Origin of the sequence: Pseudomonas sp. PP3, from assembly GCF_905336995.1 — a bacterium.
GTDB classification, from domain to species: Bacteria; Pseudomonadota; Gammaproteobacteria; order Pseudomonadales; family Pseudomonadaceae; genus Aquipseudomonas; species Aquipseudomonas reinekei.
The window spans coordinates 6,309,983-6,335,220 of the sequence record NZ_HG995459.1 but is presented as its reverse complement, the minus strand read 5'-3'; the positions used below and the strand labels follow the sequence as shown (position 1 = coordinate 6,335,220).

The 25,238-nt window shown below is 59.4% G+C and carries 24 protein-coding genes and 1 pseudogene; 12 read left to right on the top strand and 13 right to left on the bottom strand.

Going from position 1 to position 25,238, the window contains the following annotated elements; all coding sequences use genetic code 11:
• Nucleotide 1: 1 nt before the first annotated feature.
• Nucleotides 2-628, bottom strand: coding sequence for a LysE family translocator (locus KHO07_RS28670; protein ID WP_212626146.1), 627 nt, complete (start codon nucleotides 626-628; stop codon nucleotides 2-4).
• A 145-nt stretch (nucleotides 629-773) separates the two neighbouring features.
• Here KHO07_RS28670 and KHO07_RS28665 point away from each other — a divergent pair, with 145 nt between their 5' ends.
• Nucleotides 774-1,247 (top strand): Lrp/AsnC family transcriptional regulator, encoded by a 474-nt coding sequence (locus KHO07_RS28665; protein WP_212626145.1) that lies wholly within the window; start codon nucleotides 774-776, stop codon nucleotides 1,245-1,247.
• A gap of 57 nt (nucleotides 1,248-1,304) precedes the next feature.
• Here the strand turns inward: KHO07_RS28665 and lpdA are convergent, their stop codons facing one another.
• Nucleotides 1,305-2,705, bottom strand: a complete 1,401-nt coding sequence (gene lpdA, locus KHO07_RS28660) for a dihydrolipoyl dehydrogenase (protein WP_212626144.1) — start codon at nucleotides 2,703-2,705, stop codon at nucleotides 1,305-1,307.
• Between the two features lie 215 nt (nucleotides 2,706-2,920).
• On the opposite strand from lpdA, the gene KHO07_RS28655 reads away from it, so the two are divergent.
• From KHO07_RS28655 to cfaB, 5 genes and pseudogenes are all read left to right on the top strand, one after another.
• A complete protein-coding gene (locus KHO07_RS28655; protein ID WP_212626143.1) occupies nucleotides 2,921-4,879 on the top strand; it encodes a protease modulator HflK in 1,959 nt (652 codons plus the stop codon).
• Nucleotides 4,876-5,916, top strand: a complete 1,041-nt coding sequence (locus tag KHO07_RS28650) for a protease modulator HflC (RefSeq protein WP_075947021.1) — start codon at nucleotides 4,876-4,878, stop codon at nucleotides 5,914-5,916. The genes KHO07_RS28655 and KHO07_RS28650 overlap by 4 nt, the downstream gene beginning before the upstream one ends.
• Nucleotides 5,913-6,971: a protease modulator HflK gene (locus KHO07_RS28645; protein ID WP_150735890.1), complete on the top strand. Its 1,059-nt coding sequence runs from the start codon at nucleotides 5,913-5,915 to the stop codon at nucleotides 6,969-6,971. The genes KHO07_RS28650 and KHO07_RS28645 overlap by 4 nt, the downstream gene beginning before the upstream one ends.
• Before the next feature lie 23 nt (nucleotides 6,972-6,994).
• A pseudogene (locus tag KHO07_RS28640) lies at nucleotides 6,995-8,818 on the top strand (heavy metal translocating P-type ATPase); the annotation flags it as partial.
• A 327-nt stretch (nucleotides 8,819-9,145) separates the two neighbouring features.
• A complete protein-coding gene (cfaB, locus tag KHO07_RS28635; RefSeq protein ID WP_150735888.1) occupies nucleotides 9,146-10,333 on the top strand; it encodes a C17 cyclopropane fatty acid synthase CfaB in 1,188 nt (395 codons plus the stop codon).
• Here the strand turns inward: cfaB and cls are convergent.
• A complete protein-coding gene (cls, locus tag KHO07_RS28630) occupies nucleotides 10,330-11,769 on the bottom strand; it encodes a cardiolipin synthase (protein ID WP_150735887.1) in 1,440 nt (479 codons plus the stop codon). The two genes, cfaB and cls, sit on opposite strands and share 4 nt — an antisense overlap.
• Before the next feature lie 134 nt (nucleotides 11,770-11,903).
• On the opposite strand from cls, the gene KHO07_RS28625 reads away from it, so the two are divergent.
• The gene (locus KHO07_RS28625; RefSeq protein WP_150704996.1) at nucleotides 11,904-12,425 is read left to right on the top strand and encodes a DUF3617 domain-containing protein; all 522 of its coding nucleotides are present in this window, start codon (nucleotides 11,904-11,906) and stop codon (nucleotides 12,423-12,425) included.
• A gap of 51 nt (nucleotides 12,426-12,476) precedes the next feature.
• Here KHO07_RS28625 and KHO07_RS28620 read toward each other — a convergent pair whose 3' ends face one another.
• From KHO07_RS28620 to KHO07_RS28590, 7 genes are all read right to left on the bottom strand, one after another.
• Nucleotides 12,477-13,376, bottom strand: coding sequence for a His/Gly/Thr/Pro-type tRNA ligase C-terminal domain-containing protein (locus tag KHO07_RS28620; protein ID WP_150735886.1), 900 nt, complete (start codon nucleotides 13,374-13,376; stop codon nucleotides 12,477-12,479).
• A 94-nt stretch (nucleotides 13,377-13,470) separates the two neighbouring features.
• On the bottom strand, nucleotides 13,471-14,031 hold the full coding sequence (locus tag KHO07_RS28615) for a DapH/DapD/GlmU-related protein (RefSeq protein ID WP_150735885.1): 561 nt from the start codon (nucleotides 14,029-14,031) through the stop codon (nucleotides 13,471-13,473).
• Nucleotides 14,028-14,903, bottom strand: a complete 876-nt coding sequence (locus KHO07_RS28610; RefSeq protein WP_150735884.1) for a metal ABC transporter substrate-binding protein — start codon at nucleotides 14,901-14,903, stop codon at nucleotides 14,028-14,030. The genes KHO07_RS28615 and KHO07_RS28610 overlap by 4 nt, the downstream gene beginning before the upstream one ends.
• Before the next feature lie 11 nt (nucleotides 14,904-14,914).
• Nucleotides 14,915-15,781, bottom strand: coding sequence for a metal ABC transporter permease (locus tag KHO07_RS28605; protein WP_150735883.1), 867 nt, complete (start codon nucleotides 15,779-15,781; stop codon nucleotides 14,915-14,917).
• The gene (locus tag KHO07_RS28600) at nucleotides 15,781-16,449 is read right to left on the bottom strand and encodes an ATP-binding cassette domain-containing protein (RefSeq protein ID WP_212626141.1); all 669 of its coding nucleotides are present in this window, start codon (nucleotides 16,447-16,449) and stop codon (nucleotides 15,781-15,783) included. Before KHO07_RS28600 ends, KHO07_RS28605 begins: the two co-directional genes overlap by 1 nt.
• Nucleotides 16,446-17,342 (bottom strand): GTP cyclohydrolase FolE2, encoded by an 897-nt coding sequence (gene folE2 / locus KHO07_RS28595; RefSeq protein ID WP_212626140.1) that lies wholly within the window; start codon nucleotides 17,340-17,342, stop codon nucleotides 16,446-16,448. Before folE2 ends, KHO07_RS28600 begins: the two co-directional genes overlap by 4 nt.
• Before the next feature lie 134 nt (nucleotides 17,343-17,476).
• Nucleotides 17,477-17,854 carry a glutamine synthetase gene (locus KHO07_RS28590; protein WP_212626139.1) on the bottom strand — a complete coding sequence of 126 codons (378 nt, stop codon included), beginning with the start codon at nucleotides 17,852-17,854 and terminating at the stop codon, nucleotides 17,477-17,479.
• A 142-nt stretch (nucleotides 17,855-17,996) separates the two neighbouring features.
• On the opposite strand from KHO07_RS28590, the gene zigA reads away from it, so the two are divergent.
• Together zigA and KHO07_RS28580 are read left to right on the top strand one after the other, a co-directional pair.
• A complete protein-coding gene (zigA, locus tag KHO07_RS28585; RefSeq protein WP_150735879.1) occupies nucleotides 17,997-19,202 on the top strand; it encodes a zinc metallochaperone GTPase ZigA in 1,206 nt (401 codons plus the stop codon).
• Nucleotides 19,202-19,858, top strand: a complete 657-nt coding sequence (locus KHO07_RS28580; protein WP_150735878.1) for a DUF1826 domain-containing protein — start codon at nucleotides 19,202-19,204, stop codon at nucleotides 19,856-19,858. Before zigA ends, KHO07_RS28580 begins: the two co-directional genes overlap by 1 nt.
• Nucleotides 19,859-19,862: 4 nt before the next feature.
• Here the strand turns inward: KHO07_RS28580 and KHO07_RS28575 are convergent, their stop codons facing one another.
• Nucleotides 19,863-20,219 (bottom strand): NADH:ubiquinone oxidoreductase, encoded by a 357-nt coding sequence (locus tag KHO07_RS28575; protein WP_075947036.1) that lies wholly within the window; start codon nucleotides 20,217-20,219, stop codon nucleotides 19,863-19,865.
• Nucleotides 20,220-20,245: 26 nt separating this feature from the next.
• Here KHO07_RS28575 and KHO07_RS28570 point away from each other — a divergent pair, with 26 nt between their 5' ends.
• Nucleotides 20,246-21,211, top strand: a complete 966-nt coding sequence (locus tag KHO07_RS28570; protein WP_212626138.1) for a CobW-like GTP-binding protein — start codon at nucleotides 20,246-20,248, stop codon at nucleotides 21,209-21,211.
• A gap of 3 nt (nucleotides 21,212-21,214) precedes the next feature.
• On the opposite strand, the gene KHO07_RS28565 is transcribed toward KHO07_RS28570, so the two are convergent.
• Entirely contained in the window at nucleotides 21,215-21,628 is a 414-nt protein-coding gene (locus tag KHO07_RS28565) for a DUF3301 domain-containing protein (protein WP_150735875.1), read from the bottom strand.
• Nucleotides 21,629-21,747: 119 nt separating this feature from the next.
• Here KHO07_RS28565 and pdxY point away from each other — a divergent pair, with 119 nt between their 5' ends.
• Nucleotides 21,748-22,620, top strand: coding sequence for a pyridoxal kinase PdxY (gene pdxY / locus KHO07_RS28560; protein WP_212626137.1), 873 nt, complete (start codon nucleotides 21,748-21,750; stop codon nucleotides 22,618-22,620).
• Between the two features lie 77 nt (nucleotides 22,621-22,697).
• On the opposite strand, the gene KHO07_RS28555 is transcribed toward pdxY, so the two are convergent.
• Nucleotides 22,698-23,180, bottom strand: a complete 483-nt coding sequence (locus KHO07_RS28555; protein WP_083349923.1) for an acyl-CoA thioesterase — start codon at nucleotides 23,178-23,180, stop codon at nucleotides 22,698-22,700.
• A gap of 288 nt (nucleotides 23,181-23,468) precedes the next feature.
• Here KHO07_RS28555 and KHO07_RS28550 point away from each other — a divergent pair, with 288 nt between their 5' ends.
• A complete protein-coding gene (locus KHO07_RS28550; RefSeq protein WP_212626136.1) occupies nucleotides 23,469-25,232 on the top strand; it encodes a cation:proton antiporter in 1,764 nt (587 codons plus the stop codon).
• Nucleotides 25,233-25,238: the final 6 nt, after the last annotated feature.

The following is a 25,238-nucleotide window of genomic DNA, read 5'->3' as shown; positions in this document are numbered from 1 at the left end:
CTCAAGCCTGTTGGACAAAGGTCAGCCGCAGGGCGAAACCGATCAACAGGCTGCCGAACAACCATTGCTGCAGGCGCTGGGCTGAAGGACTGCGTTGCAACCAACGGCCGAGCGCCGCGCCGATCAAGGCGTAGGCGCTGTCGAAAAGCAAACCGACGCCAACCAACACGCCGCCCAGGAGCGTAAATTGCGCGAGCACCGGGCCGGCCTGTGGGTTGATGAATTGCGGCAGCAACACGGAACAAAACAGCAGCGCCTTGGGATTGAGCAGGTTGGTCAGCAGACCGCGGCGGATCGCTTCGCCCCAGCGTGCTTTCTCGATCGGTTGATGGCTATTCAAGTTCGGAAGCATCGTTGTTCGCAGGCATTGGATGCCGATCCACAGCAGATACGCCGCACCCGCCAGGCGCACCACGTCAAACGTCCAGGGCGCCGCTTTGAACAGTGCCGCCAACCCCAACGCCGCCAGCACCACGTGACAGCCTCGCGCTACCGCCAACCCCACCGCTGTGGCGAGTGCTGCGCCTTTGCCCTGACGTGCGCCGGTCTGGAACAGCAGGATCATGTCGGGGCCGGGCAACAGATACACCACCGCCAATGCCATGAAAAACATCCAGAGTCCCGCCATGTCGCACCCCCATTCGATGTCGATTTGATAGCCCAGTTTAGGGCGCGAGGGCAGGGCAGGTGCTTGCGTAGTTTGCTTCTAAAATGGGCAGCCTTGGCATAATCTGCCAATCATTGCTCTTTCGACCATCGGGATCTGCCAAACCATGAAACTGGACGCCTACGACCGCAAGATTCTCGCCGCATTGCAGCGGGACGGTCGCCTGACCAATGTGCAACTGGCTGAAGAGATCGGCCTGTCCGCGTCGCCCTGTTTGCGTCGGGTTCGGATGCTTGAAGAGGCTGGGGTGATACGGGGTTATCAGGCGAACCTCGATCGCGATGAAGCGGGTCTTGGATTGACCGTGTTTGTCGGCGTAAAGGTTGAACGTCACAACGACGAACAGGCGGAGTCGTTTCGCCTGGCGGTCACGGCGTTGCCGGAGGTAATTTCGGCGTTTCTGGTGTCCGGCGAATCGGATTTTCTCTTGCAAGTGGTGGTGCCGGATTTGCGCGGCTACGACCGCTTTCTGACTGGATGCCTGTTGAAGTTGCCCGGCGTGAGCGATATCCGCAGCAACTTTGCGATCCACACTGTGAAAGCGCCGGGGCCGTTACCGTTGACGCATTTGCCTGATTAAAGCGAAAAGATCGCAGCCTGCGGCAGCGCCTACAGGGGCTGCGATCTTTTGCTGGTGTTACATCTGCGTCGCCATCCCCTCCACATTCATCGCAGCCTGGCGCAAGGCTTCAGAACGGGTCGGATGCGGATGGCAGGTCAGGGCGATGTCCTCGGCAGAGGCGCTGAACTCCATGGCCACGCAATATTCGCCAATCATTTCACTGACGCTCGGGCCAACCAGATGCACGCCGAGGATTTCGTCGGTACGTTCATCGGCGAGGACTTTAGCGAAGCCCTCGGTCTCGTGATTGATCTTCGCCCGGCTGTTGGCGGTGAAGGGAAACTTGCCGACCTTATAGGCACGGCCTTCGGCTTTCAGTTGCTCTTCGGTTTTTCCAACGCTGGCCAGTTCCGGCTTGGTGTAGATCACGTTGGGGATCAGATCGTAATTGACCTCCCCGGCCTTGCCGACGATCTGCTCGACACACGCCATGGCTTCGTCCTCTGCCTTATGCGCGAGCATCGGCCCTGACGTCACGTCGCCGATCACCCAGACGCCAGCGGCTTCGGTACGGTGCCCCTTGTTGGCGAGCATGCCGCGCTTGTCCGTGGCAAGACCAACGTTCTCCAGCCCCAGGCCCTGTGTATAAGGTCGGCGTCCGATGGCCACCAGCACATAATCGGCTTCGAGCATTTCGGCAGTTCCACCCGCGGCGGGTTCGACGCTGAGCTGCACGCCCGTGGCTGACGTGGTTGCGCTCGTCACCTTCGAACTCAACTTGAAACTGATCCCTTGTTTGCTCAGCGAGCGTTGCAGGGTTTTGCCAGCTTCACCATCCACCCCGGGGCAGATCCGGTCGAGAAATTCGACGACCGTGACCTGCGCGCCCAGGCGCCGCCATACCGAACCCAGCTCCAGCCCGATCACGCCGGCGCCGATGACGACCAGATGCTTTGGCACTTCTGTCAGTGACAGTGCACCGGTGGAGTCGAGAATGCGTTTGTTATCAATCTCGACGCCGGGCAGGGGCGTGGGTTCGGAGCCCGTGGCGATGATGATGTCCTTGGCACTCAGCTCAGTCTTGCCGCCAGCTGCGTCAGTGACGCTGACTGTGCCCGGCCCGTCGATATGCCCCCAGCCCTTGATCCAGTCGACCTTGTTTTTGCGAAAGAGAAACTCGATGCCCTTGGTCAGCCCGGTCACGCTTTCATCTTTCTGCTTCATCATCTGCGCGAGATTGAGACTGGGTTTGACCTCGATCCCCAGGTTGGCGAATTCCGCTCCCATGGCCGCGTCGTACAGCTCGGAAGCATGCAGCAATGCCTTGGACGGCATGCACCCCACGTTCAGGCACGTGCCGCCGAGCGTGGCACGACCTTCTACGCAAGCGGCTTTCAAACCCAGTTGACCCGCGCGGATCGCTGCGTTGTAACCGCCTGGTCCACCGCCGAGTATCACGACATCGTAAGTGCTCATGGATCTTCTCCTGGATTGAAAGGGATCGGATGGGTAACCCTAGCCTTTGAATAAAATTACGAACGTAATATGTGCGTTCCGAAGCCTTTCGGTCAAGGCTTCAGCCAAGCGACAGACTGAGCATCTTTAGATAGTGCGAATTAGCACGAAAATTTCACCGATTTCGTTATATGGTAACGAAATTCGACGTGAGCAAAGATAACCACTGGAGCGCTATGCAAGTCGACCTAGATGTAGAGGGGCCCGAGGTAGCGGGGCTGCCACGCTTTCAGCAGGCGATTGTTCAAGGGCGGCGCTTGCGTCAACTCGCGATCGGCTTGGGCGTGCTGGCGGCAGTCGGCGTGCTGTGCGGTTTTTTTGTCGGGCTGTTTGCACCGCAATCGCTTTGGCCGGCGTTGCTGTTTAACCAGAGCGCCGCACTGCTGGTGTTAGTCGCGGGATTTCAATCTGCCGGGTGGGTGACGCAATGGCGTGCCCGCGCGATCAATCCCCCGCTAGCGGAGGTCGTTGCGCAAGAAGTCGACACGCCGACGGGTTGGTATGAACGGCTGCTGGAGAAAATCAGTCAGCGCTGGTTGATCATGCTCAAACAGATTGGTGCGCCAACACTGTGGCTGGGTGGTTGGGCGTTGTTGGTTGTGCTCTGTGTCGAACACGCCTGGAACCTCTCGTTGCCAGCGACTGCGCCAGGATTGTCGGCCACCATTGGCGCTGCCCTGGCGTTACTGCTTGCATTCGGTTTGTTGGTGCTGGAGCGTCATCTGGCCCAGGAAAACCCCGCGCAATGGCCTGAAGCCGCCGCCTTGGCGCAGATGACTCGGGTGGCGATCATTAGCCTGGTGTTGGGCGCGTTGTGCTTGCTGTTTGGCAGTGAAACGTCGGTTTGGCCTGTGCGGCTGGCAGTACTGATTGGCCTGTTGCCTGGGCTTGTCGCAGTTGAGTGGCTACTGCGTGCGGTGCTGTCCTTGTTCAGTCCGCGCCGCGAGCAAGTCGAACCCGCGCTGCTGGCGCGCAGTTTTGTTGCCGACCTGCTGCGTTGGCCGCCACAACCTTTGCTGGCGTTGCAGCACGAACTGCATAACCGTTTTGGCATCGATCTGCGGCAAATCTGGGCATTCACTTTTATGCGCCGGGCATTTTTGCCGGTGCTTGCCATTGTCGCCATGGTCGGTTGGTCACTCACCGGCCTGCACGAAATACCGCTGCAAGGCCGCGGAATCTACGAACGTTTTGGCAAACCGGTGGAGGTGTTCGGTCCTGGCTTGCACGCGGGTTTGCCTTGGCCATTGGGTCGGGTCCTGAATGTTGAAAACGGTGTGGTTCACGAGTTGGCCACCAGCGTCGGCGAAGCATCCGCTCCGACACAGCTTGCGCCAGCCGAAGGCCTGGCACCGCTCACGGCCAACCGCTTGTGGGACGCCAGCCATGTGAACGACAAGTCCCAGGTGATCGCCAGCAGCCGCGCCGACAAGCAGAGCTTCCAGATCGTCAACATGGACGTGCGCTTCGTCTATCGCATTGGCCTGACCGATCAGGCGGCATTGGCGGCGACCTATATCAGCGCTGACGTGCCGACACTGATCCGCAGTACGGCCAGCCGGATTCTGGTTCACGACTTCGCTTCGCGCACCCTCGATGGTTTGCTCGGTGAAGACCGGATAGGGCTGGCGCAAGAGATCGGCCGCGCCGTGCAGGCGGATCTGCAAAAACTCGACAGCGGCGTGGAAATCCTCGCCACCGTGGTCGAAGCGATTCACCCGCCAGCGGGCGCGGCCAACGCGTATCACGCTGTGCAAGCGGCGCAGATTGGCGTGCAGGCATTGATTGCCCGTGAGCGTGGCGCCGCCGCTGAAGCCACCAACCGGGCGCAATTGCAGGCCAGCGTTGCCCGCGATCAAGCGACCGCCAGCGCACGGGAAATCAACGCCAACGCACAAGCCGCCAACCTGAAATTCAGCGCCGAGCAGAAGGCCTACGCCAGTGCCGGTCAAGCCTTCGTGCTCGAGCAATATCTCGGTCAACTTTCCCAAGGGCTGGCCAACGCCAGGTTGCTGGTGCTCGATCATCGTCTGGGCGGCAGCAGCCATGCACCGACTATCGACCTCCGTACGTTTACGTTGCCGGCTGACCCTGTGGCGCCGCCTAAAACCGCTCAGCCAGGAGCTGCCAATTGAGCCAGTCGCATACTCACGATCACGCTGATCACGCCGGCCACGATCACGGCCATGGCGGGCACCATCACGGTCATCACCATCACCACCATGGCGACCCACAGGAGGCTGGCCCGTTTCCCTGGCGGCGAATGGGCTGGGCGGCATTGCTCGTTGCGTTTGCGGTTGCGGCAGCCAGCCTGGTGCAGGTGCGTTCGGGCGAAGCGACGGTGATCACGCGCTTCGGTAATCCGGCGCGGGTCCTGTTGGAACCGGGTCTCGGCTGGCGCTGGCCTGCACCTTTCGAAGCGGCGATTCCGGTGGATCTGCGGCTGCGAACCACGTCCAGTGGGTTGCAGGATGTGGGGACGCGGGATGGCTTGCGCATCATTGTTCAAGCGTACGTCGCCTGGCAGGTGCAGGGTGATCCGGACAACGTGCAGCGCTTCATGCGCGCCGTGCAGAATCAACCCGATGAAGCCGCGCGACAGATTCGGACCTTCATTGGCTCGGCGCTGGAAACAACAGCCAGCAGTTTCGACTTGGCTAACCTGGTGAACACCGACGCCAATCAGGTGCACATCGCGGATTTCGAAGCGCAGTTGCGCCAGCAAATCGATCAGCAGTTGCTCACCACCTATGGCGTTCGCGTGCTGCAAGTCGGCATCGAGCGGTTGACCTTGCCTTCGGTGACGCTCACGGCGACGGTTGATCGCATGCGCGCCGAGCGTGAAACCATTGCCACCGAGCGCACCGCTATCGGCAAGCGTGAAGCGGCGCAAATTCGCTCGGCTGCGGAACGTGATGCGCGAATCGTGCAAGCCGATGCCACGGTGAAAGCGGCGGACATTGAGGCGCAGTCCCGCGTCGAAGCGGCGCAGATTTACGGTCGTGCATACGCCGGGTCGCCGCAGCTCTACAACCTGCTGCGTTCACTCGATACCTTGGGCACAGTGGTAACGCCGGGGACAAAACTGATCCTGCGCACCGATGCTGCACCATTCCGCGTGCTGGTTGACGGTCCGCCCACGCTCGAAACCAAGCCTGGATCGCAACCATGAGTCTGGTTCCACGTGGAACAAATGAACTGGGCAGCCCCTGGATTCAGGCCGGGCGTTTGGCATTTCTTGCGTTGTACGCGGTGACGATTCTGGCAGCTTTGGCTTGGGCGTTTTCCAATGTGCGTCAGATTGATCCGCAAAATCGTGCCGTGGTTTTGCATTTCGGCGCGATGGATCGCATCCAGAATGCGGGTCTGTTGTTGGCTTGGCCACGCCCGTTTGAGCAGGTGATCTTGTTGCCCGCGGCGGACCGGGTCATCGAACGACGGGTGGAAAATCTGTTGCGCAGCGACGCCGCGTTGCAGGCTGATCGCGTCGCCAGTTTCGCCACGCCGATCAGCGATGCGCTGGCGGGCTCCGGATATTTGCTCACCGGTGACGCCGGGGTGGTGCAACTCGATGTACGGGTTTTCTACAAAGTCACTGAGCCCTATGCCTTCGTGCTGCAAGGCGAACACATCCTGCCGGCATTGGATCGACTGGTGACTCGCAGCGCCGTCGCGCTGACCGCTGCTCGCGATCTGGACACCATTCTGGTGGCACGTCCGGAGTTGATCGGCGCTGACAACCAGGCGGCCGAACGACGGGAGCGTCTGCGAGGCGATCTGGTGCAGGGCATCAATCAACGCTTGGCAGAGTTGACGGCAACCGGGCAAGGGCTTGGGATCGAAGTCGCTCGCGTCGACGTCCAGTCGAGTTTGCCAGGGCCGGCAGTGAATGCCTTCAATGCCGTACTCACCGCCAGTCAGCAGGCCGACAAAGCGGTGGCGAACGCGCGCACTGAAGCCGAAAAGCTGACTCAGACGGCCAACGAACAGGCCGACCGCGCGCTACAAGTCGCTCATGCTCAGGCCAGTGAACGGCTGGCGAAAGCGTCGGCGGATACGGCCACGGTATTGAGCCTCGCCAAGGCACAACAGCAAGGCACCGACCCGCAAATGTTGCTGCGGATTTACCGCGAGCGGATGCCGAAGATTCTCGGTCAGGCGGGGTCGGTGACCACGGTCAATCCCAAAGATGATTCCCGCCTGATCATTCAGGGAGCTGCACAATGACTGCGCAAACGGCTGCACCCAGCCTGTTGTCCTCGGCCGAACAGCGCAGCGCCGCCCGCCAATTGACCCTGGCGATGCTCGCACTCGGCTTGCTCGCGTTGGGTCTGCTCTGGCGCTGGATATCGCCAGAGCAGACCGGTGTCAGCCAGTTGCTGTTGGGTTTTGCATCGTTGCTGGTGGCCGTCCCGGTGATGCGTTCGGCGTGGTACAGCCTGCGTTATCCGAGCCTGCATGGCATCACTGATCAGTTGATCGCCCTGGCCATGCTCGGTGCCTGGGCGACGGGCGATCTGCTGACGGCGGCGTTGCTGCCCATCATCATGATTTTCGGCCACGTGCTGGAAGAGCGCAGCGTCATCGGTTCGCAGGAAGCCATTCATGCCCTCGGCAAACTGACGCGCAGTCACGCGCGCAAAGTACAGGCCGACGGCGCCATCATCGAAGTCGACAACGGCACGCTCAAGGCGGGCGACGTGGTGGAGGTGCGCGCCGGTGATCGTGTGCCGGCGGATGGCCGGGTGTTGTCCGGACAGGCGAGCCTGGATACCGCGTCGATTACAGGTGAATCGGTACCGATAGAAGCGGGCATCGGCATGTCGGTGTTTGGCGGGGCAATCAACCTCGACGGTTTGCTGCGCATCGAGGTCACTCGCACCGGGCAAGATTCGACCCTCGGCAAAGTGATCGCGCTGATGCAAAACGCCGAGCGCTCCAAGCCACCGATCACGCGTTTGCTTGAGCGTTACGCCGGTAGTTACATGGTGCTGGTGTTGCTGCTGGCAGCGGTGACCTGGTTCGTTACCAACGATGCCCAGGCGATGCTCGCAGTGTTGGTGGCGGCGTGTCCTTGTGCGCTGGTGCTGTCGGCGCCGGCGACGGCAATTGCCGGTGTGGCTGTGGCCGCACGGCACGGGATTCTGATCCGCAGTTCGGCATTTCTTGAAGAGCTGGCGGACCTGACGTCACTGGTGGTCGACAAGACCGGCACCCTGACCTTCGGCACCTTGCGCCTGCAATCGATCGATAGCCCGCTGGAGGATCGCAGTCATGTGCTGAAACTTGCCGCCAGTCTCGGCTCCGCCAGCAGTCACCCGGTCAGCCGGGCGCTGGCCGGGCTGGTGACGCAGGAGCACTTTGTGCTGCTCTCGGACCTGCACGAACGTCAGGGGCTAGGCGTCGTGGCGATGACCGAGCAGGGCCAGGCTGCACTCGGACGACCCGAGCTGTTCGCTCTTTTGGGCATTACCCCCTCAGCCGTTCCCGAGCATGACGGACCGATCGCCGGGCTGGCGCTCAACGGTGAATTCCTCGCCTGGCTGCTACTCGCAGACAGCGTCAAACCTGAAGCGAAGTTCGCCTTGAGCGAATTGCGCGAGCTGGGATTGGGTCGGCAACTGTTGCTCACCGGTGACCGCAACAGTGTGGCGCAGACCCTCGCGCGGGATGTCGGCATCCGCGACGTTGAGGCGCAAGCGTTGCCCGAGGACAAACTCAATCGCGTGCTCAAGGAAATCGACAGTGGTTTTCGGCCGATGGTGGTCGGCGACGGCATCAACGATTCCCTGGCCCTCAAGGCCGGTGTGGTCGGAGTGGCGATGGGTGCTGGCGGGGCGGACATTGCACTGGCGTCCGCCGACATCGTGTTGATCGGCAGCGACTTGCGACGCCTCGGGACCTGCGTGCGCTTGAGTCGCCAGTGCCGACAGACGTTGCAGGTCAACGTGATTATTGGTTTGGGCTGGACGCTGGCTATCGTCGCCTTCGCCGCATTCGGCTGGCTGGGTGCGGCAGGGGCTATGATCGCAGCGTTGCTGCACAACCTCAGCACGTTGCTGGTGTTGGGCAGCGTTGCTGCACAACCTCAGCACGTTGCTGGTGTTGGGCAACGCCGGACGCCTGCTGCGGTTTCAAGAACCTTTGCCGAAACTGAAGGATGAAAACTGAGACGTTGCGTCGCCAACGGCTCTAAATCGCAGCGCTGTATGAAAGATAAATCGTTAGAACTGTCTGCCGTGTCCGCAGTCACTTAAGGTGAGGACACGGCATTCTGTGTATTCGAGGCGTGTGTGAGTTGGCGGCGCGAATCATGGAAAACGGCTATGAATTCGATAGCCTGCTATTTTTCCAAGATGGTCTAACCTCTGATCAGACGTCTGAAACAAGGGGGATTCTCCATGCTCGCGCAACTTCCACCGGCCTTACAGAATCTGCAGTTACCGCTACGCCTGCGACTCTGGGATGGCCATGAATTCAATCTGGGGCCGACGCCCAGCGTCACGATTGTGGTCAAGGACCCACAAATGGTTACCCAGTTCACCCATCCCAGCCTGGACGCGCTCGGAGCAGCATTCGTCGAGGGCAAACTGGAGCTGGAAGGCTCTATCAGTGACGTGATCCGCGTCTGCGATGAATGGAGCCAGGCGTTGCTCAATGAGGACGACGACAGTCAGCCTGTGCGTACCGTCCACGACAAAGAAACCGACGCCAAGGCAATCTCCTACCATTACGACCTCTCAAACGCGTTTTATCAGCTGTGGCTCGATAGCGATATGGCGTATTCCTGCGCTTATTTCGAGACCGGCAGCGAAACCCTGGAGCAGGCTCAACAGGCAAAATTCCGCCATTTATGTCGCAAGCTGCGCCTGCAACCCGGCGAGTATCTTCTGGATGTCGGCTGCGGTTGGGGTGGGTTGGCGCGCTATGCGGCCCGCGAGTTCGGGGCGAAGGTGTTTGGTATCACGCTCAGCAAGGAACAACTGGCGCTGGCCAGGGAGCGGGTCAAGGCTGAAGGTCTGGAGGACTTGGTCGAACTGCAATTGCTCGATTACCGCGATCTGCCGCAGGACGGTCGATTCGATAAAGTCGTCAGCGTTGGCATGTTCGAACACGTGGGCCACGCCAACCTGGCCGAGTACTGCAAAACCCTGTTCGCCGCGGTGAAGGAGGGTGGGCTGGTGATGAACCACGGTATCACCGCCAAACACACCGACGGACGTCCGGTGGGGCGCGGTGCCGGTGATTTCATCGAGAAGTATGTGTTCCCCAACGGCGAGTTACCGCACCTGTCGATGATCTCTGCCGAGATCAGTGAAGCGGGCCTGGAAATCGTCGATGTCGAGAGCCTGCGCCTGCATTACGCACGCACGCTGGACCACTGGAGTGAACGCCTGGAGGACAACCTTGAAGCCGCCGGCAAAGTGGTGCCGGAACAGGCTCTGCGCATCTGGCGTTTGTACCTGGCCGGATGTGCCTACGCCTTCGCCCGAGGCTGGATCAACCTGCACCAGATTCTCGCGGTGAAGGCCCATGCCGATGGCAGTCATGAACTGCCATGGACGCGTGACGATATTTACACCCCTTAAAGAATGGGTGAAATGAGCCGGGCGACCCGCATGCCGAGCTGTTGCAGGCGGCGGGTCTCCCGGCCCTCTTCTTTGGCAATTTCGTGGGCCTGGGCAAAGTCGTCGTTGAGCATCTGCTCCACCTCGGCGGCGAATGTGCTGTCGACCGTCAGCAACATCACTTCGAAATTCAAACGGAACGAGCGGTTATCCATGTTGGCGCTGCCGATGGCGCTGATTTCACTGTCGATCAACACGACTTTCTGATGCAGGAAGCCAGGCGCGTAGCGGAAAACCCGTACCCCGGCCCGCACAGCTTCGAAGGCATAGAGGCTGGAGGCGGCGTAGACGATTCGATGGTCGGGCCGCGACGGCAGCAGAATCCGCACATCCACCCCACGCAGTACCGCCAGACGCAGAGCGGCAAACACCGCTTCGTCGGGAATGAAATACGGGGTGGTGATCCACACTCGTTCGGTTGCCGCGTATATGGCTTCGACGAAAAATAACGAACAGGTCTCGTAGGGATCCGCCGGGCCGCTGGCGAGCAGTTGGCACAATACGCCGTCGTCCGGGTACACGTCTGGCAGGATCAGTGGCGGTAAAGAACGGGCGGCCCAGAACCAGTCTTCGGCAAAGGATTCCTGCATGCAGGCCACCACCGGACCGCGCACCTGCACATGGGTATCGCGCCACGGTGCCAGGGGTGGTTTCTCCCCCATGTATTCATCCCCCACGTTGTGCCCGCCCACGAAGCCGAGCATGCCATCGACCACCACAATCTTGCGGTGGTTACGGAAGTTGACCTGGAAGCGATTCAGCCAGCCGCTGCGTGTGGCGAAGGCTTTGACCTCGACACCGCCGTCGCGCAGCGACTGAACATAGCTGTGGGGCAGGGAGTGGCTGCCGATTCGGTCGTAGAGCAGGTAAATCGCGACGCCTTCGGCGGCTTTTTCCAGCAACAATTTATGCAGTCGCTGACCGAGGCGGTCGTCGTGAATGATAAAAAACTGAATCAGCACGGCTTCTTTTGCTTGGCTGATGGCATCGAAAATCGCATCGAAGGTGGCCCGGCCATTAATCAACAGCCGCACGTCGTTGTTGGCCAGGCATGGCATGCGCCCGAGCTTCGGCATGGCCCTTAACGACGCGTAAGCGGTGGAAGCGCGAGCGGTGAGTGCTTCCTCTACCCAGGGGCGCCAGTTGAGCTCTGAGACGGCCTTGCGCATTTCTTCGTTGGCCTGGCGCCGCGCCTTGATGTAACCGTCGAAGGTACTGCGGCCGAACACCAGATAGGGAATGAGTGTCAGGTAAGGCATGAAGACCAGTGACAGTGCCCAGGCGATCGAGCCTTGGGCAGTTCGAACGGTCAACACGGCATGGATGGCTGCGATCGTGCCCAGGGAATGCAGCAGGGCGATGGTGTAGCCGAAAATATGCGGTCCGAAATAATCCATTGGGGGGCAGCCTTGCTCCTGAAGATTCAATGCTTAACAGACCATGTTCCGGGCAGAATGTCGCTATTTAATTGGGCCATGAACCGAAGCTTGCGGCTGACGTCTAACGGCCACTACTGATCAGGAGTTACACGATGAATGTTCGTCTGCTGGGTTTGGCCATTACGCTGGGTTTGGCACTTCCTGTGGCCGCTCAGGCGCAGATGCTGCAGCCGGGTTTGTGGGAATTGACCTCGAGTAACATGAAGGTCGATGACCAGAACCTGCCGGATCTGCAACTGATCCTCGGTCAGATACAAAGCCAGATGACCCCTGAACAGCGCGCGCAGCTGGAAAAACAGGGCATCACCATGGGTGGCAAAGGTATTCGCGCCTGCCTGACGCCGGAGCAGGTCAAAAGCGACAATATTCCGCTGACCGATCCGCAATCGGGCTGCAAACAGGAAATCACCGAGCGCACCGGCAATCAGTGGAAATTCCGTTTCAGCTGTCCGAAAGCACAGGGTGCGGGTGTCGCCACGTTCCTCAGTGACCGTGAGTTCACCACTAAGGTCAACGGCACATTCAATGCCACCGGCATTCAACAGAAGGGTAGCCTCGATACTCGCGCCGTATGGCTGGGCCAGGATTGCGGCACGGTCAAACCACGAGCCTGATGAAATACTTCGGTGGCAAGTCGGATTCCCGACTTGCCACCGAACGTCCGTTCAGACCCCGGCAATCCCGGGCGCTTTCAACCACTGACACACCGCGTCAACCTGCATCCTGCCGAAATCCTCGCCGCTGTTACTGCGCACGCTGACGAACCCGCCAGCCTTTTCCTTCTCCCCGACGACCACCAGATACGGCACGGTTTGACTGTGCTGGCGAATCTTGTAGCGGACCTTTTCGTTGCGCAGATCCGCCAGGGCTCGAACGCCGCCACGGCGTAAGGTCTCGGTGACGGCGTGGGCATAGGTGGTCTGGCGATCATCCATGCTAACCACCATGACATGGGCTGGCAGGCGCCAATACTGCAGCTCCTGATGGCTCGACCAGCACGTTCCATAGACCCGTTGTTGCAAGGTGCCGCTGATGTGATCCAGGGCGAATGCCTGCAGGACCTTGGTGGTGGGAACATGCGGGCCGGTGGTCCAGTACTCTGTGTCACCGAGGCGATAGAGCGAGAGATTTTCCGAGGTCGTGGTTGTGGTCGGACGGCGCCGGATCGAGTGGTTGGTCGCTGCCAGAGATTGCATGCGTGCTTCAATCAGCGGCAGGTCGGTCGCGGCGAGGGCTCGCTCGACAGCGAACTCGCAAAAGAACCCATCACCCAGCGGTGAGCCCACGCGCATTTGTGCATGCGGATGAAGTTGTTTGACGGCCATCGCCAGCATCAGCGTGCAGGACCGGCGCAAGATCTCCAGGCCGTCTGGCTCCTGCGGCGTCACAATGCTGACCCGGGCATCGGCCCCGACCATGAATTCGCAATCCACCAACACGCCGTTGACGCGTCCTGCCACCGCTGCACTGGCCAGCCCCAGGCCAATACTCGCGGCGATTTCATGAACGGTCAGGGGTTGGTCGTACTCACGCAATGAACCATCGGGCAGGGTGATCTGGATCATAGTTATTGTTCTCGACTGCTTCGATCACACGCGCTAGCGAATAAACCATAAGACCAAACCCTGTTCGCTGTCATGTAGACGTTTGTCGATTGTCTTAAAACTCGTTTTGCAGGGCTTTGTAACCGCGCACCAAGTCGACATTGGTGCGCGCCACGTCCTCGGAAAACTCCGAGGCGCTGATGCTCACCGGCGGATATTGAGACAGATCGGTGTTCGGTCCGATGCGCGTAGTGGAGGGTACGTAGAAGGCCTCGGGCAAGTCGCGCCCATCGACTACCGAGTTGTGCCGGACCACACAGCCATCACCTACACGGCAATTGAACAGCACGCTGTTGAAACCGATGAAGACCCGATTTCCGACGGTGCAGGGGCCGTGAACGATCGAGCGGTGCGCGATGGAACTGAACTCACCAATGGTCACCGCCGCGCCGGATTTCGAGTGGATGACCACGCCGTCCTGAATGTTCGAATTGGCGCCGATGGTGATGGGCAGCATCTCACCGGTCTCGTCGACTTCATCGGCGCGAATCACCGCGTAGGGTCCGACAAATACGTTTTCACCGATCACCACTTTGCCGCAAATGATGGCGGTTTTGTCGACATAGGCGGACTCGGCTATCCGCGGTAAATCCCCCGAGGGGTTCTTGCGAATCATGGCTTGCTCAACGCGTTGTAGAGGGTGTTGAGGTTGTATTCGAACAGTCCGGTAAACGTACTTGCCGGGCCGGTCGCCGCGAGCGCATCGGAGTACAGCGTGCCGCCGATCTGTGCGCCGCTTTCGTCGGCGATCTGTTTGAGCAGACGCGCATCTTTGATGTTTTCCATGAACACGGCTTTGACCTTGGCCTGGCGAATCTGGGTGATCAGCGCAGCGACCTCGGCGGCTGAAGGCTCTCGCTCGGTCGACAAACCCTGAGGCGCCATGAAGTCGATCCCATAGGCCTGGCCGAGGTAACCAAAGGCATCGTGTGAGGTCACGATCTTGCGGTTGCCCGGCGGTAGTGCGCCGAGTTTGGCTTTAGCCTCGGCAAGCAACGTGTAGATCTGCTTGAGGTAGGCGGTGCTGTTGCGTTGGTAGTCGGCCTTGTTCGCAGGGTCTGCGGCAATCAGCGCTTTGGTGATGTTGCCGACGTACAACTCGGCGTTCGCCAAATTGTGCCAGGCATGTGGGTCGGGAACGGTCTCGCCGTCTTCATCCAGATCCCGTGGGATGACACCTCGACTGGCGGTGATGACCGGTGCCTTGGCCTCGCTGCTTGCCACCAGGCGATCCAGCCATGGCTCGAAACCGAGACCATTCTTGATGATGAGTTTGGCTTTGAGCAGTGCCTGGGCATCGTTTGGCGTGGGTTCGTAGGTGTGCGCATCGGCGTCGGGGCCGACCATGTTGGTGATCTGGATGTGCTCGCCGCCCACGTGTTGGGTCATGTCGGCGAGGATGCTGAAGCTGGTGACCACCTGAAGTTTTTCCGCAGCAGACAGTGACATCGACATCATCAAGCTGAACAGCACGAGTAAAGCGCGCATCGGGTAACACCTCATTGGGATGTGAGCAAAGGTGGGCGATGCAGTAGACCGTGCACGGGTCCGAACACCACCGACAGCAGGTAGAAACCGCCAGCCACCAGCACGATGGCCGGGCCACTGGGTAGGGAATAGTCAAACGACAGCAACAGCCCCAGCCATACCGAGAGGCAACCAAACACTGCTGCGATGGCCATCAGGACCGGTAGCCGGCGACTCCAGAAGCGTGAAGCGGCGGCGGGCAACATCATCAAACCGACCACCATCAAGGCACCGATGGCCTGGAATCCAATCACCAGATTCAACACCACGAGGGTCAGGAATACGCCATGGGCCAGAGGACCGAGGCGGCTGACGGTGCGCAGGAAAAGTGGATCGAGGGTGTCCAGCAACAAGGGTCGGTAGATCAGCAGCATGGCGATCAAACTCACCGCCGAGACCCATAGCATCCCGTTCAAGGTGGGGCCATCGACCGCCAGTGCCGAACCGAACAGCAGGTGCAACAGGTCCAGGCGTTTGCCGGCCAGGCCGAGAATCAGCACACCGCTGGCCAGGGAAATTGGATAGATCGCGGCGAGGCTCGCATCTTCCCGCAGGCCGGTTCGGCGAGTGATCCAGGCTGCCAGTCCCGCCATGCCGAGGCCGGCGCCGAGACCGCCGACCGTCAATGCGGGGAGACTCAAACCGGCGAACCAGAACCCGAGTGCGGCACCCGGCAGGATGCCGTGAGCGACGGCGTCTCCGATCAGGCTCATGCGTCGCAGAATTAAAAATACCCCTAGCGGTGCTGTGCTACAGGCCAGGAGCAACCCTCCGATCAGCGCCCGGCGCATGAACACGAACTCGTGGAACGGTTGCCAAAGCTGTGCGGCAGCGAGCATCACGCCACCTGCGTAAATGGTTGCTGGCGGATGAGATCGGTGCTTGCGCCAAAGAGGCAGCCGCTGCTTTTGATCAGCAGGGTTTGCGCAATGTGTTGGCGCACGGCCGCCAAGTCATGACACACCACCACCAGCGTTCGACCGTCGGCATGCCACGCGTGCAGGTGCTTCCACAGCAGCGCTTGGCCGAGCTCGTCGAGCGCCGCGTGAGGTTCGTCAAGCAACAGCAAAGGGGCGTCGGCGAGGCTTAATCGTGCAAGCAGGGCACGTTGTAATTCACCGCCGGACAACGCCATCAATGGGCGTTGCTCCAAACCGCTCAGGCACCAATCTTCCAGTACGGTGCGAAGTCGCTGGCGGCGTTGTTCCGAGGATTGTTTGCTGCTCCAGAAACCCGCGGCGACCAACTCCTGGAGGCTGATGGGAAACTGGCGATCGAGATGTTGTTGCTGAGGCAAGAACGACAGCCCACCTTTACCCGGTGCCGCAAGTGCGACTTTACCGGAGAGAGGTTTTTGCAGGCCGGCTATCACTTTCAACAGGCTACTTTTACCGGAACCATTGGCACCGATCACGGCGGTGAAACTGCCTTCTTGCAGTTCGATGTCGAGGGGCGGTGTCAGCGGTTGCCCCGGGGCACCCCAACGTAATGCCTGACAGTGGATCATGCGTTCTCCCGGTTCCAGCGACTTTCAGCGACAGCATCGTGGGCATGCAAACTTTCAGCGTGGATAACGCGAATGTGAAAGCCGTTGATGCCGGGAGAGCGTTTCAGGGCGATGTTCAACCGTCGGGCTGCGTCTTCGCAGAACATCAGGTTCTGGCCATTGGCGAGGGCGAAAGCTTGTTCGTCTGCACGCTTCACGGCCGTCTGCACTGCAGTGCCCAGAGCTGCTTCAGCGTCATTGATCAGTGCAATCAATGGCAGCTCGTCCAGATAGTCGTCGAGTTGCAGGCTTAATTGTGCCGAGCTGCGTTGACTGTGAGGCGTCGCAACGATGCCTTTTGTCGATCCCAGCCAAGCCAAGACGTCGGCGTGTTCCAAGGGCTTGTTGGCGAAATCATCGACAAATTGCTGTTGGATTAACTGTCGAGACAACGCCGCTGAACAAGGGCATGTCGAGGAATAAGCAATCTCGATTTTTAGTTCCACGTGGAACATCGAGTTTTTCAAGCGCGCATTAATGGAGATGGGATAGGTCTTCCATCCGCTCAAAGGGCTGATCAGGGCGGGCCTTTTAAGCAGTAGATTCGTATGGATTTTTAGATAAGCGCTGCTTGCCAGACCTTCATGGCTGTCCAGAAATCGCTGCAATAACCGTCGAAGCAGTGCCGGCGTAAGTGTTGCCTGTTCGAGCATTTCCAACGCCAGATAGAGCCGCGACATATGAATGCCTCGCGCCTCTCCATTGTCGAGACTCACCCCTGCATCGGCAGTTGCGCTCAATCGTTGGCCGTCGAGTAAAACAGGAAGAGCAATGCCGCACATGCCCACCCACTCAAGTGGCAGGGCTTGGCGTGAGGCCTGCGCGGCGATATCCGGCAGAGTCAGCGCATTCATGAGCAGGTCCATCATGGAAATTGAATTTGCATGTTATAGTATAACAATGCGTTCCACGATAGCTTTTTCATGAACAGGTTTTCACTTTGCCTGGATGGCAATCCCTCGAGCTGATCCCGCCTGTAATCCCAGCGTTAGCAACCGGTTATTCGGCTGCAGGTGAATTTGGCGCTGCTGCCACCAGAACTGGAAAACCGATTGATCGTGGTCCAGCCGACACGCCGGTTGTACCCGACCCACGCTTCACCGTCGGATGCAATTCCCGTGAAGAACGTCAGCTGGCCATAGCGGCTATTGGTCTGTGCCCAGTGACGCTTCCCGGCGGCTTCGAACCCCCGCAAGTAGATTGTGCTGCCGACCGTATTGACACTGTACGCATTGCCTTCGCCATCCACGCAAGCCAGCAAGTTGGCGCTTCGGGTGCAATTGGCCAAGGCTGGAGTTTGCGGCTGGACAGCCGCAGCACCCAGCAATGAAAGGCTCATCAGTGCGAGTTTCAGGGCGTTACGCATGGGATTTCTCGTGAACGGAATGAGCTCCAGCATCCAGCCCTTGGTCGTTCGGGACAAGAGGAGAGTGGCTTGATTGTGTTGTTATACTATAACATAAAATCAAGCCCGACATTTTGACCGGGCATCCCGTGAGGAGCATCTGATGCCAAATCGTTTACCCGTGACCGTGCTGTCGGGCTTTTTAGGGGCCGGAAAAAGTACACTTCTTAATTACATACTACGTAATAGAGAAAATCTTCGAGTCGCGGTGATCGTCAATGACATGAGTGAAATCAACATTGACGGTAGCGAGGTCCAGCGCGACGTCAGCCTCAATCGCGCAGAAGAAAAACTCGTTGAAATGAGCAATGGCTGCATCTGCTGCACCCTGCGTGAAGACTTGCTGGAAGAGGTGAGCAAGCTTGCAAGCGAGGGTCGTTTTGATTATTTATTGATCGAGTCCACAGGCATCTCCGAACCGCTGCCGGTAGCGGAAACCTTCACGTTCCGCGACGAAAGCGGGCAAAGCCTTATGGATATCGCGCGGCTCGATACCATGGTCACGGTGGTCGACGGCATGAATTTTTTGCTCGACTACCAGGCCGCTGAAAGCCTCGCATCCCGTGGTGAGACTTTGGGCGAAGAAGATGAACGTGCGATTACCGACCTGCTGATTGAGCAGGTGGAGTTCGCTGACGTGATCCTGATCAGCAAGATCGACCTCATCAGCAGCCGCGATCGCCAGGAGTTGATTGCGATCCTGGAGCGACTCAACGCCGAGGCGGAGATCATTCCAATGGTCATGGGTGAAGTACCGCTCGAAAAGATCCTCAGTACAGGTCGATTCAACTTCGATAAAGCCGCCCAGGCGCCAGGCTGGTTGCGCGAGTTACGCGGCGAACATGTACCGGAAACTGACGAGTACGGCATTGCCTCCAGCGCTTATCGGGCGCGTCGTCCCTTCCATCCGCAACGCTTTTTCAGCTTCATCGACCGTCCGTGGGTCAATGGCAAGCTGCTGCGATCCAAGGGGTTCTTCTGGCTGGCCAGTAAGCACATGGATGCCGGTAGCTGGTCTCAGGCCGGCGGTTTGATGCGTCATGGTTTCGCTGGGCGCTGGTGGCGTTTTGTGCCGAAGAACCAGTGGCCGCAGGACGAGGAAAGCACGGCCGGCATTATGGAAAACTGGACTCGCGACACGGGGGATTGCCGGCAGGAACTGGTGTTCATCGGCCAGAACATCGACTTCAAACTGCTCACCGCAGCGCTCGATGAGTGCCTGCTGACAGACGATGAAATGGCACTGGGCGTTGAAGGCTGGCGATTGCTTCCAGACCCGTTTGGCCCTTGGCAGGAAGAGGCTGCCTGATGCTGACATTGACCCCGGCGGGACGGTCCGGAAAGTCGATCCGCCAGCAACAGGGAACAACACCAACATCCCTGAGCGACATTCTCGATGACGGTGTAAACCTTGCGGTCTGGAATCGCCAACTCCCGCTGCATATCGCTGACTTCGCGACTCTGCTGCTGTCGCTGAACGAGCCACTGGCGGAGTCGCTATCCCTGGAAATGCCCGACGACGAAGCTGAACCCAATCTCCATGGATTGGCCTCAGGCTTCAGTGATCTTGAAGGTTACGAAGGGTTCATCGCCGACGTTTCCTGGCTGGTCAGCGCGTTTGCCTGCCTGCTCGGTGCCCGGCGAATCGGCGTGCGCCTGAGGGTTCTCGACAAGGCCATGTGCCCGCGCTTTCACGTCGATCACGTCCCCGTACGGTTGATCACCACTTACGCCGGGCTCGGCAGCGAATGGCTGAGGGAAGGCGCCATGGACCGTCGTCAACTGGGCCAAGCCGCCGCCGAACCTCAGGATGACACCTTGATCGAGAAGATCGACAGCGGCGAAGTCGCCTTGCTCAAAGGTGAAAAATGGCATGGCAATGAAGGCTTCGGTCTGATTCACCGCTCGCCGCATCTGGATCCCGGCGAGCGCCGTTTGATCCTCACGCTCGACTGGCTGAGCTAACCGCTCAAGGCTTGAGCCAAGTGCCCTGGCTTTGCCCTTCGCAATACGGCTGCAAATACGCCGCGTCCGTGGCCACGCCGTAATAGTGAATATCCTGCCGGTAAGGCATATTGGCAACTTGCGCGTTGCTGCACACGCCGAACGCGCCAGTGGGGCAATGGTCGACGTACCGTACCTCGACCTTCTGCCCGGCCAGGTTTGGCTGGCAGAAGCCGTCGGCGAACAGTTTTTCCGGGATGTTGCGGTTCTGCTGGCAGACTTGGACGTCAAGGCGTTCCGCCTGGCTGTGGACAACGCAGGCTTGTGCCAACGCCTCACCACACGCAAGCGTCAGCAGTAACGACACTCCCATCCACCGCATACTTACCTCCTCAGAAACCTTCGATCATGTTGCAGAACATTCCCACCCACGTCATCGCCGGGCCCTTGGGCGCAGGCAAGACCAGCCTGATCAAGCACCTGCTGGCGCAACGTCCCACCGGTGAACGCTGGGCTGTGTTGATCAACGAGTTCGGGCAGATTGGCATCGACGCCGCGCTGCTGACTCAGGAGGCCGATGGTATCGCACTGGGAGAAGTGGCCGGTGGCTGTTTGTGTTGCGTCAATGGCGCGCCGTTTCAGGTCGGGCTCGGCCGTTTGCTGCGCAAGGCGCGGCCGGACCGGTTGTTCATCGAGCCTTCGGGCTTGGGGCATCCGGTGCAGTTGCTCAAGCAGCTGAGCGAGGCGCCATGGCAAGGCGTGCTGAGTTTGCAACCCAGCGTGCTGGTACTCGATGCGCAAGCGCTCGCAGCAGGAAAGCCGCTGCCTGAGGCGCAACAAGAGGCGCTGAACAGTGCGGGGCTGTTGCTGATGAACAAGTCTGAAGGGCTTGAGGATGCGGACCGCCAGCGCATAGGTGCCATGTTGCCGGTGCGTCCTTTGTATTGGACGCAACAAGCCGCGCTACCCTTGAGTGAGCTGCCCGGTCTTGCGTCGCGAGCGGTGGCGGGTGTGGATAACTTTGTGATGCCCAAGCGTCTGGCGCAGCTTCCTGCAATCTGGAGCGACCCGACGCTGCCGATTTGTTTAAGCCAGGAACAGGAGGGTGGCTGGAGTATCGGCTGGCGCTGGCATCCGAGCCAGGTCTTCGATACGGCGCTCCTCGGCCGCTGGCTCGAAAGCCTTTCCTGGCGGCGTGCGAAGCTGGTTGTTCACGGTGAGCAAGGCTGGGTATCGGCGAACGCGCTGGATAATTCAGCCGTGGCGTGGCAAGCCAGTGAATGGCGTCAGGATTCGAGGATTGAATTGATTTTCAGCGCGCCGCAAGACCTCGAAGAGCTGCAGAGAGGCCTGGCCAATTGTCGGTTGAATTGAAGATCACGGCCGCCACTTGTTGTGCTCTTGCCGCCAATGGTTCAGCTCGATCACCTGCGCGCTGGGCTTGACCACATCGACGACCGGAGGCGTGTCGTCAAACGGCATCGGGTAAGGCGCCAGTTCGATCTGCGCACTGTGGGCGCCGAACTGGGTGATGGTGCCGTTATGCCGGGTTTCGCCGGTGACGGTGAATTCGAAGTTATACACACGGGCCAGGCGTCGCCGACCACTGGCATCCTTGATGAAGCCAATTTTTTTCAACGCCACGTTGCCATCCAGCAGCTCGATCCCGAGGTTGCTGCAATGCTGCTTGACCCGCTCCAGTGCGCGCTCGCGCAAGCCGTGGTTGTGCCAAAGCCAGGCGCCAGCGGTGGCGAGCAGCATCAACACGAAAATATTTCCAAGGGTCAGCATTAACAGGGTGCTCCAACAAGATAGTGTCAGCTTAACTGTGTCGCCGGTCTGTCGTACAGGCTGCGTTTAGTCGCATACTGCGTCGCTCGAATTTCAATCGTTTTACGGAAACTCACCGCATGAAACGTACGCCCCATCTGCTCGCTATCCAGTCCCACGTGGTGTTCGGTCACGCCGGCAACAGTGCCGCGGTTTTCCCGATGCAGCGGGTCGGGGTGAACGTCTGGCCGCTTAATACCGTGCAGTTCTCCAACCACACGCAATATGGTCAGTGGACCGGCGACGTGCTGGCGCCGCACCAGATCCCGGATCTGGTCGAAGGCATCGCGGCCATTGGCGAACTGGGCAATTGCGACGCCGTGCTCTCGGGTTATCTCGGCAGCGCGGCCCAGGGCCGGGCGATTCTCACCGGTGTGGCGCGGATCAAGTCGATGAACCCCAAAGCGCTGTATCTGTGTGATCCAGTGATGGGCCATCCGGAGAAGGGCTGCAGCGTGCCCGCGGAAGTCAGCGATTTTCTGCTGGAAGAAGCCGCCGCCGTGGCTGACTTCATGTGCCCGAACCAACTGGAACTCGACAGTTTTTCAGGACGCAAGCCGCAATCGCTGTTTGATTGCCTGGCGATGGCGCGGTCGTTGCTGGCGCGCGGGCCGAAGGCCGTGCTGGTCAAGCATCTGGACTACCCGGGCAAAACCCCCGACGTCTTCGAAATGCTGCTAGTGACAGCCGAGGGCAGTTGGCACCTGCAACGGCCGATGCTGGCGTTTCCACGTCAACCCGTGGGCGTTGGTGACCTGACGTCCGGGTTGTTCCTGGCGCGTGTGCTATTGGGCGATAGCCTGGTGGCCGCCTTCGAGTTCGCCGCATCGGCGGTGCACGAGGTGTTGCTGGAGACCCAGGCCTGCACCAGCTATGAGCTGGAACTGGTGCGGGCACAGGACCGGATTGCCCATCCGCGCGTGAGGTTTGAGGCCACGTCGATCAGCTTGTAAGCGAGTCACGATAAAAAGATCGCAGCCTGCGGCATCTCTTACCAGAGGAATGCTGCCGCAGGCTGCGATCTTTTGCTTTAAGCGTCGCCTTTGATTTCCTGATAGCGCTTTTCCAGTTCCTGACGAATCTGGCGGCGTTGCTGTGCCTGGATATAGCGGCGCTTGTCTTCGCTGTTTTGCGGTTGCAGTGGCGGCACCGGGGCAGGTTTGCGCTGGTCATCCACCGCGACCATGGTGAAAAAGCAGCTGTTGGTGTGGCGCACCGAGCGCTCGCGGATGTTTTCGGTCACCACCTTGATGCCCACTTCCATGGACGTGTTGCCGGTGTAGTTGACCGAAGCGAGGAAGGTCACCAGTTCGCCGACATGGATCGGCTCACGGAAAATCACCTGGTCCACCGACAGGGTCACCACGTAGCGGCCGGCATATCGGCTGGCGCAGGCGTAGGCCACTTCGTCGAGGTACTTGAGCAAGGTGCCGCCGTGAACATTGCCAGAGAAGTTGGCCATGTCGGGGGTCATCAATACTGTCATCGACAGTTGGGCGTTTCCGGGTTCCATAGCGTTCTCACGGTTCAAGGCAAAGGTTTGAGGGGACGCACCTCTACGGGTGCCTCGACGGTTTTTTCAAACCAACAGTTATCGGGACGCCGGGTGCTTGTTCGCCGTCACGCCGGATCGATCTGTTTCCATATATTGCACCGCCTTTCTGCCAGAAGTCCCGGTGTTACCCTTCAAAAGCCCATTCTCATGGGCAAAATTCCTACGCGGATAGCGGATTTTCATTCTGCTCACTCGGACGTTTCCCACGCCCGGTGTATGAGCAATGTCACCAAGGAGCCTCACACCATGCATGCCATCAGTTTTATTCAGGACCTGGCAGTGATCATGTTGGTCGCAGGTGTGGTGACTGTTCTTTTCCATCGTTTCAAACAGCCCGTGGTGCTGGGCTACATCGTTGCCGGTTTTATTATTGGCCCGCACACCCCGCCATTCGGCCTGATTCATGACGAAGAAACCATCAAAACCCTGGCGGAGCTCGGGGTGATTTTTCTGATGTTCTGTCTGGGGCTGGAATTCAGCCTGCGCAAACTGTTCAAGGTCGGCGCCACGGCGTTTATCGCGGCGTTCCTGGAAATCGTGCTGATGATCTGGATCGGCTACGAAATTGGCCGCTGGTTTGAATGGAACACCATGGATTCGCTCTTTCTGGGGGCGATCCTGGCGATTTCCTCGACCACCATCATCGTCAAGGCGCTCAACGATCTGAAGATGAAAAACCAGCGTTTTGCGCAGCTGATCTTTGGTGTGTTGATCGTTGAAGACATTCTCGGAATCGGCATCATCGCGTTGCTGTCGAGCATCGCCGTCAGCGGCACGGTCAGTTCAGGCGAAGTGTTTTCCACGGTCGGCAAGCTTTCGCTGTTCATGATCGTCGCACTGGTGATCGGTATCTTGCTGGTGCCGCGATTGCTGTCTTATGTGGCGAAGTTCGAAAGCAACGAAATGCTGTTGATCGCGGTGCTGGGTCTGTGTTTCGGCTTCTGCCTGCTGGTGGTCAAGCTCGAATACAGCATGGTGCTCGGCGCATTCCTGATTGGCGCAATCATGGCTGAATCCCGGCAGTTGCTGAAAATCGAGCGCTTGATCGAGCCGGTTCGTGATTTGTTCAGCGCGATTTTCTTCGTCGCCATCGGGCTGATGCTCGACCCGATGATCCTGCTGCAATACGCCTGGCCGATTGCGGTCATCACCGTGGCGGTGGTGCTCGGCAAGATGTTGTCCTGCGGACTCGGTGCGTTTATCGCCGGCAATGACGGACGGACCTCGCTGCGCGTCGGGATGGGTCTTTCACAGATTGGCGAATTCTCTTTCATCATCGCTGCGCTGGGCATGACCCTGCAGGTCACCAGCAACTTTCTTTATCCGGTTGCCGTGGCGGTGTCGGTGATCACCACGCTGCTAACGCCTTATCTGATTCGGGCCGCCGACCCGCTGTCGATCAAGTTGGCCGCGGTGATACCGCAGCGGCTGGGGCGCGTGCTTGGCATGTATGGTGAATGGCTGCGCAGCATCCAGCCGCAGGGCCAGGGCGCGTTGCTGGCGTCGATGATCCGGAGGATCTTGCTGCAAGTGGGGGTCAATCTGGCGTTGGTGATCGCGATCTTCTTTGCGGGTGCTTACTTCGCCGAACGCATTTCCGCTTATCTGCAGGATTGGATCAGCGATCCGAGCTGGCAGAAGGCTTTGATTTGGGGCGGGGCGCTGTTGGTGTCGCTGCCATTCCTGATAGCCGCGTATCGCAAGCTCAAGGCGCTGTCGATGCTGCTGGCGGAGATGGGTGTGAAGCCGGAGATGGCAGGGCGTCACACGCAGCGAGTGCGTCGGGTGATCGCCGAAGTGATCCCGATTCTCTCGCTGCTGGTGATTTTCCTGCTGTTGGCAGCCTTGTCGGCCAGTATTCTGCCGACCAACAAGTTGCTGATGCTGATCGCCGTGGTCGCGGCGGCCGTGGCGGCGCTGCTGTGGCGCTGGTTCATCCGCGTCCACACGCGGATGCAGGTGGCGTTGCTGGATACCCTGGACAATCACAAGGATTCGCCAGGGCATTGACCCGCA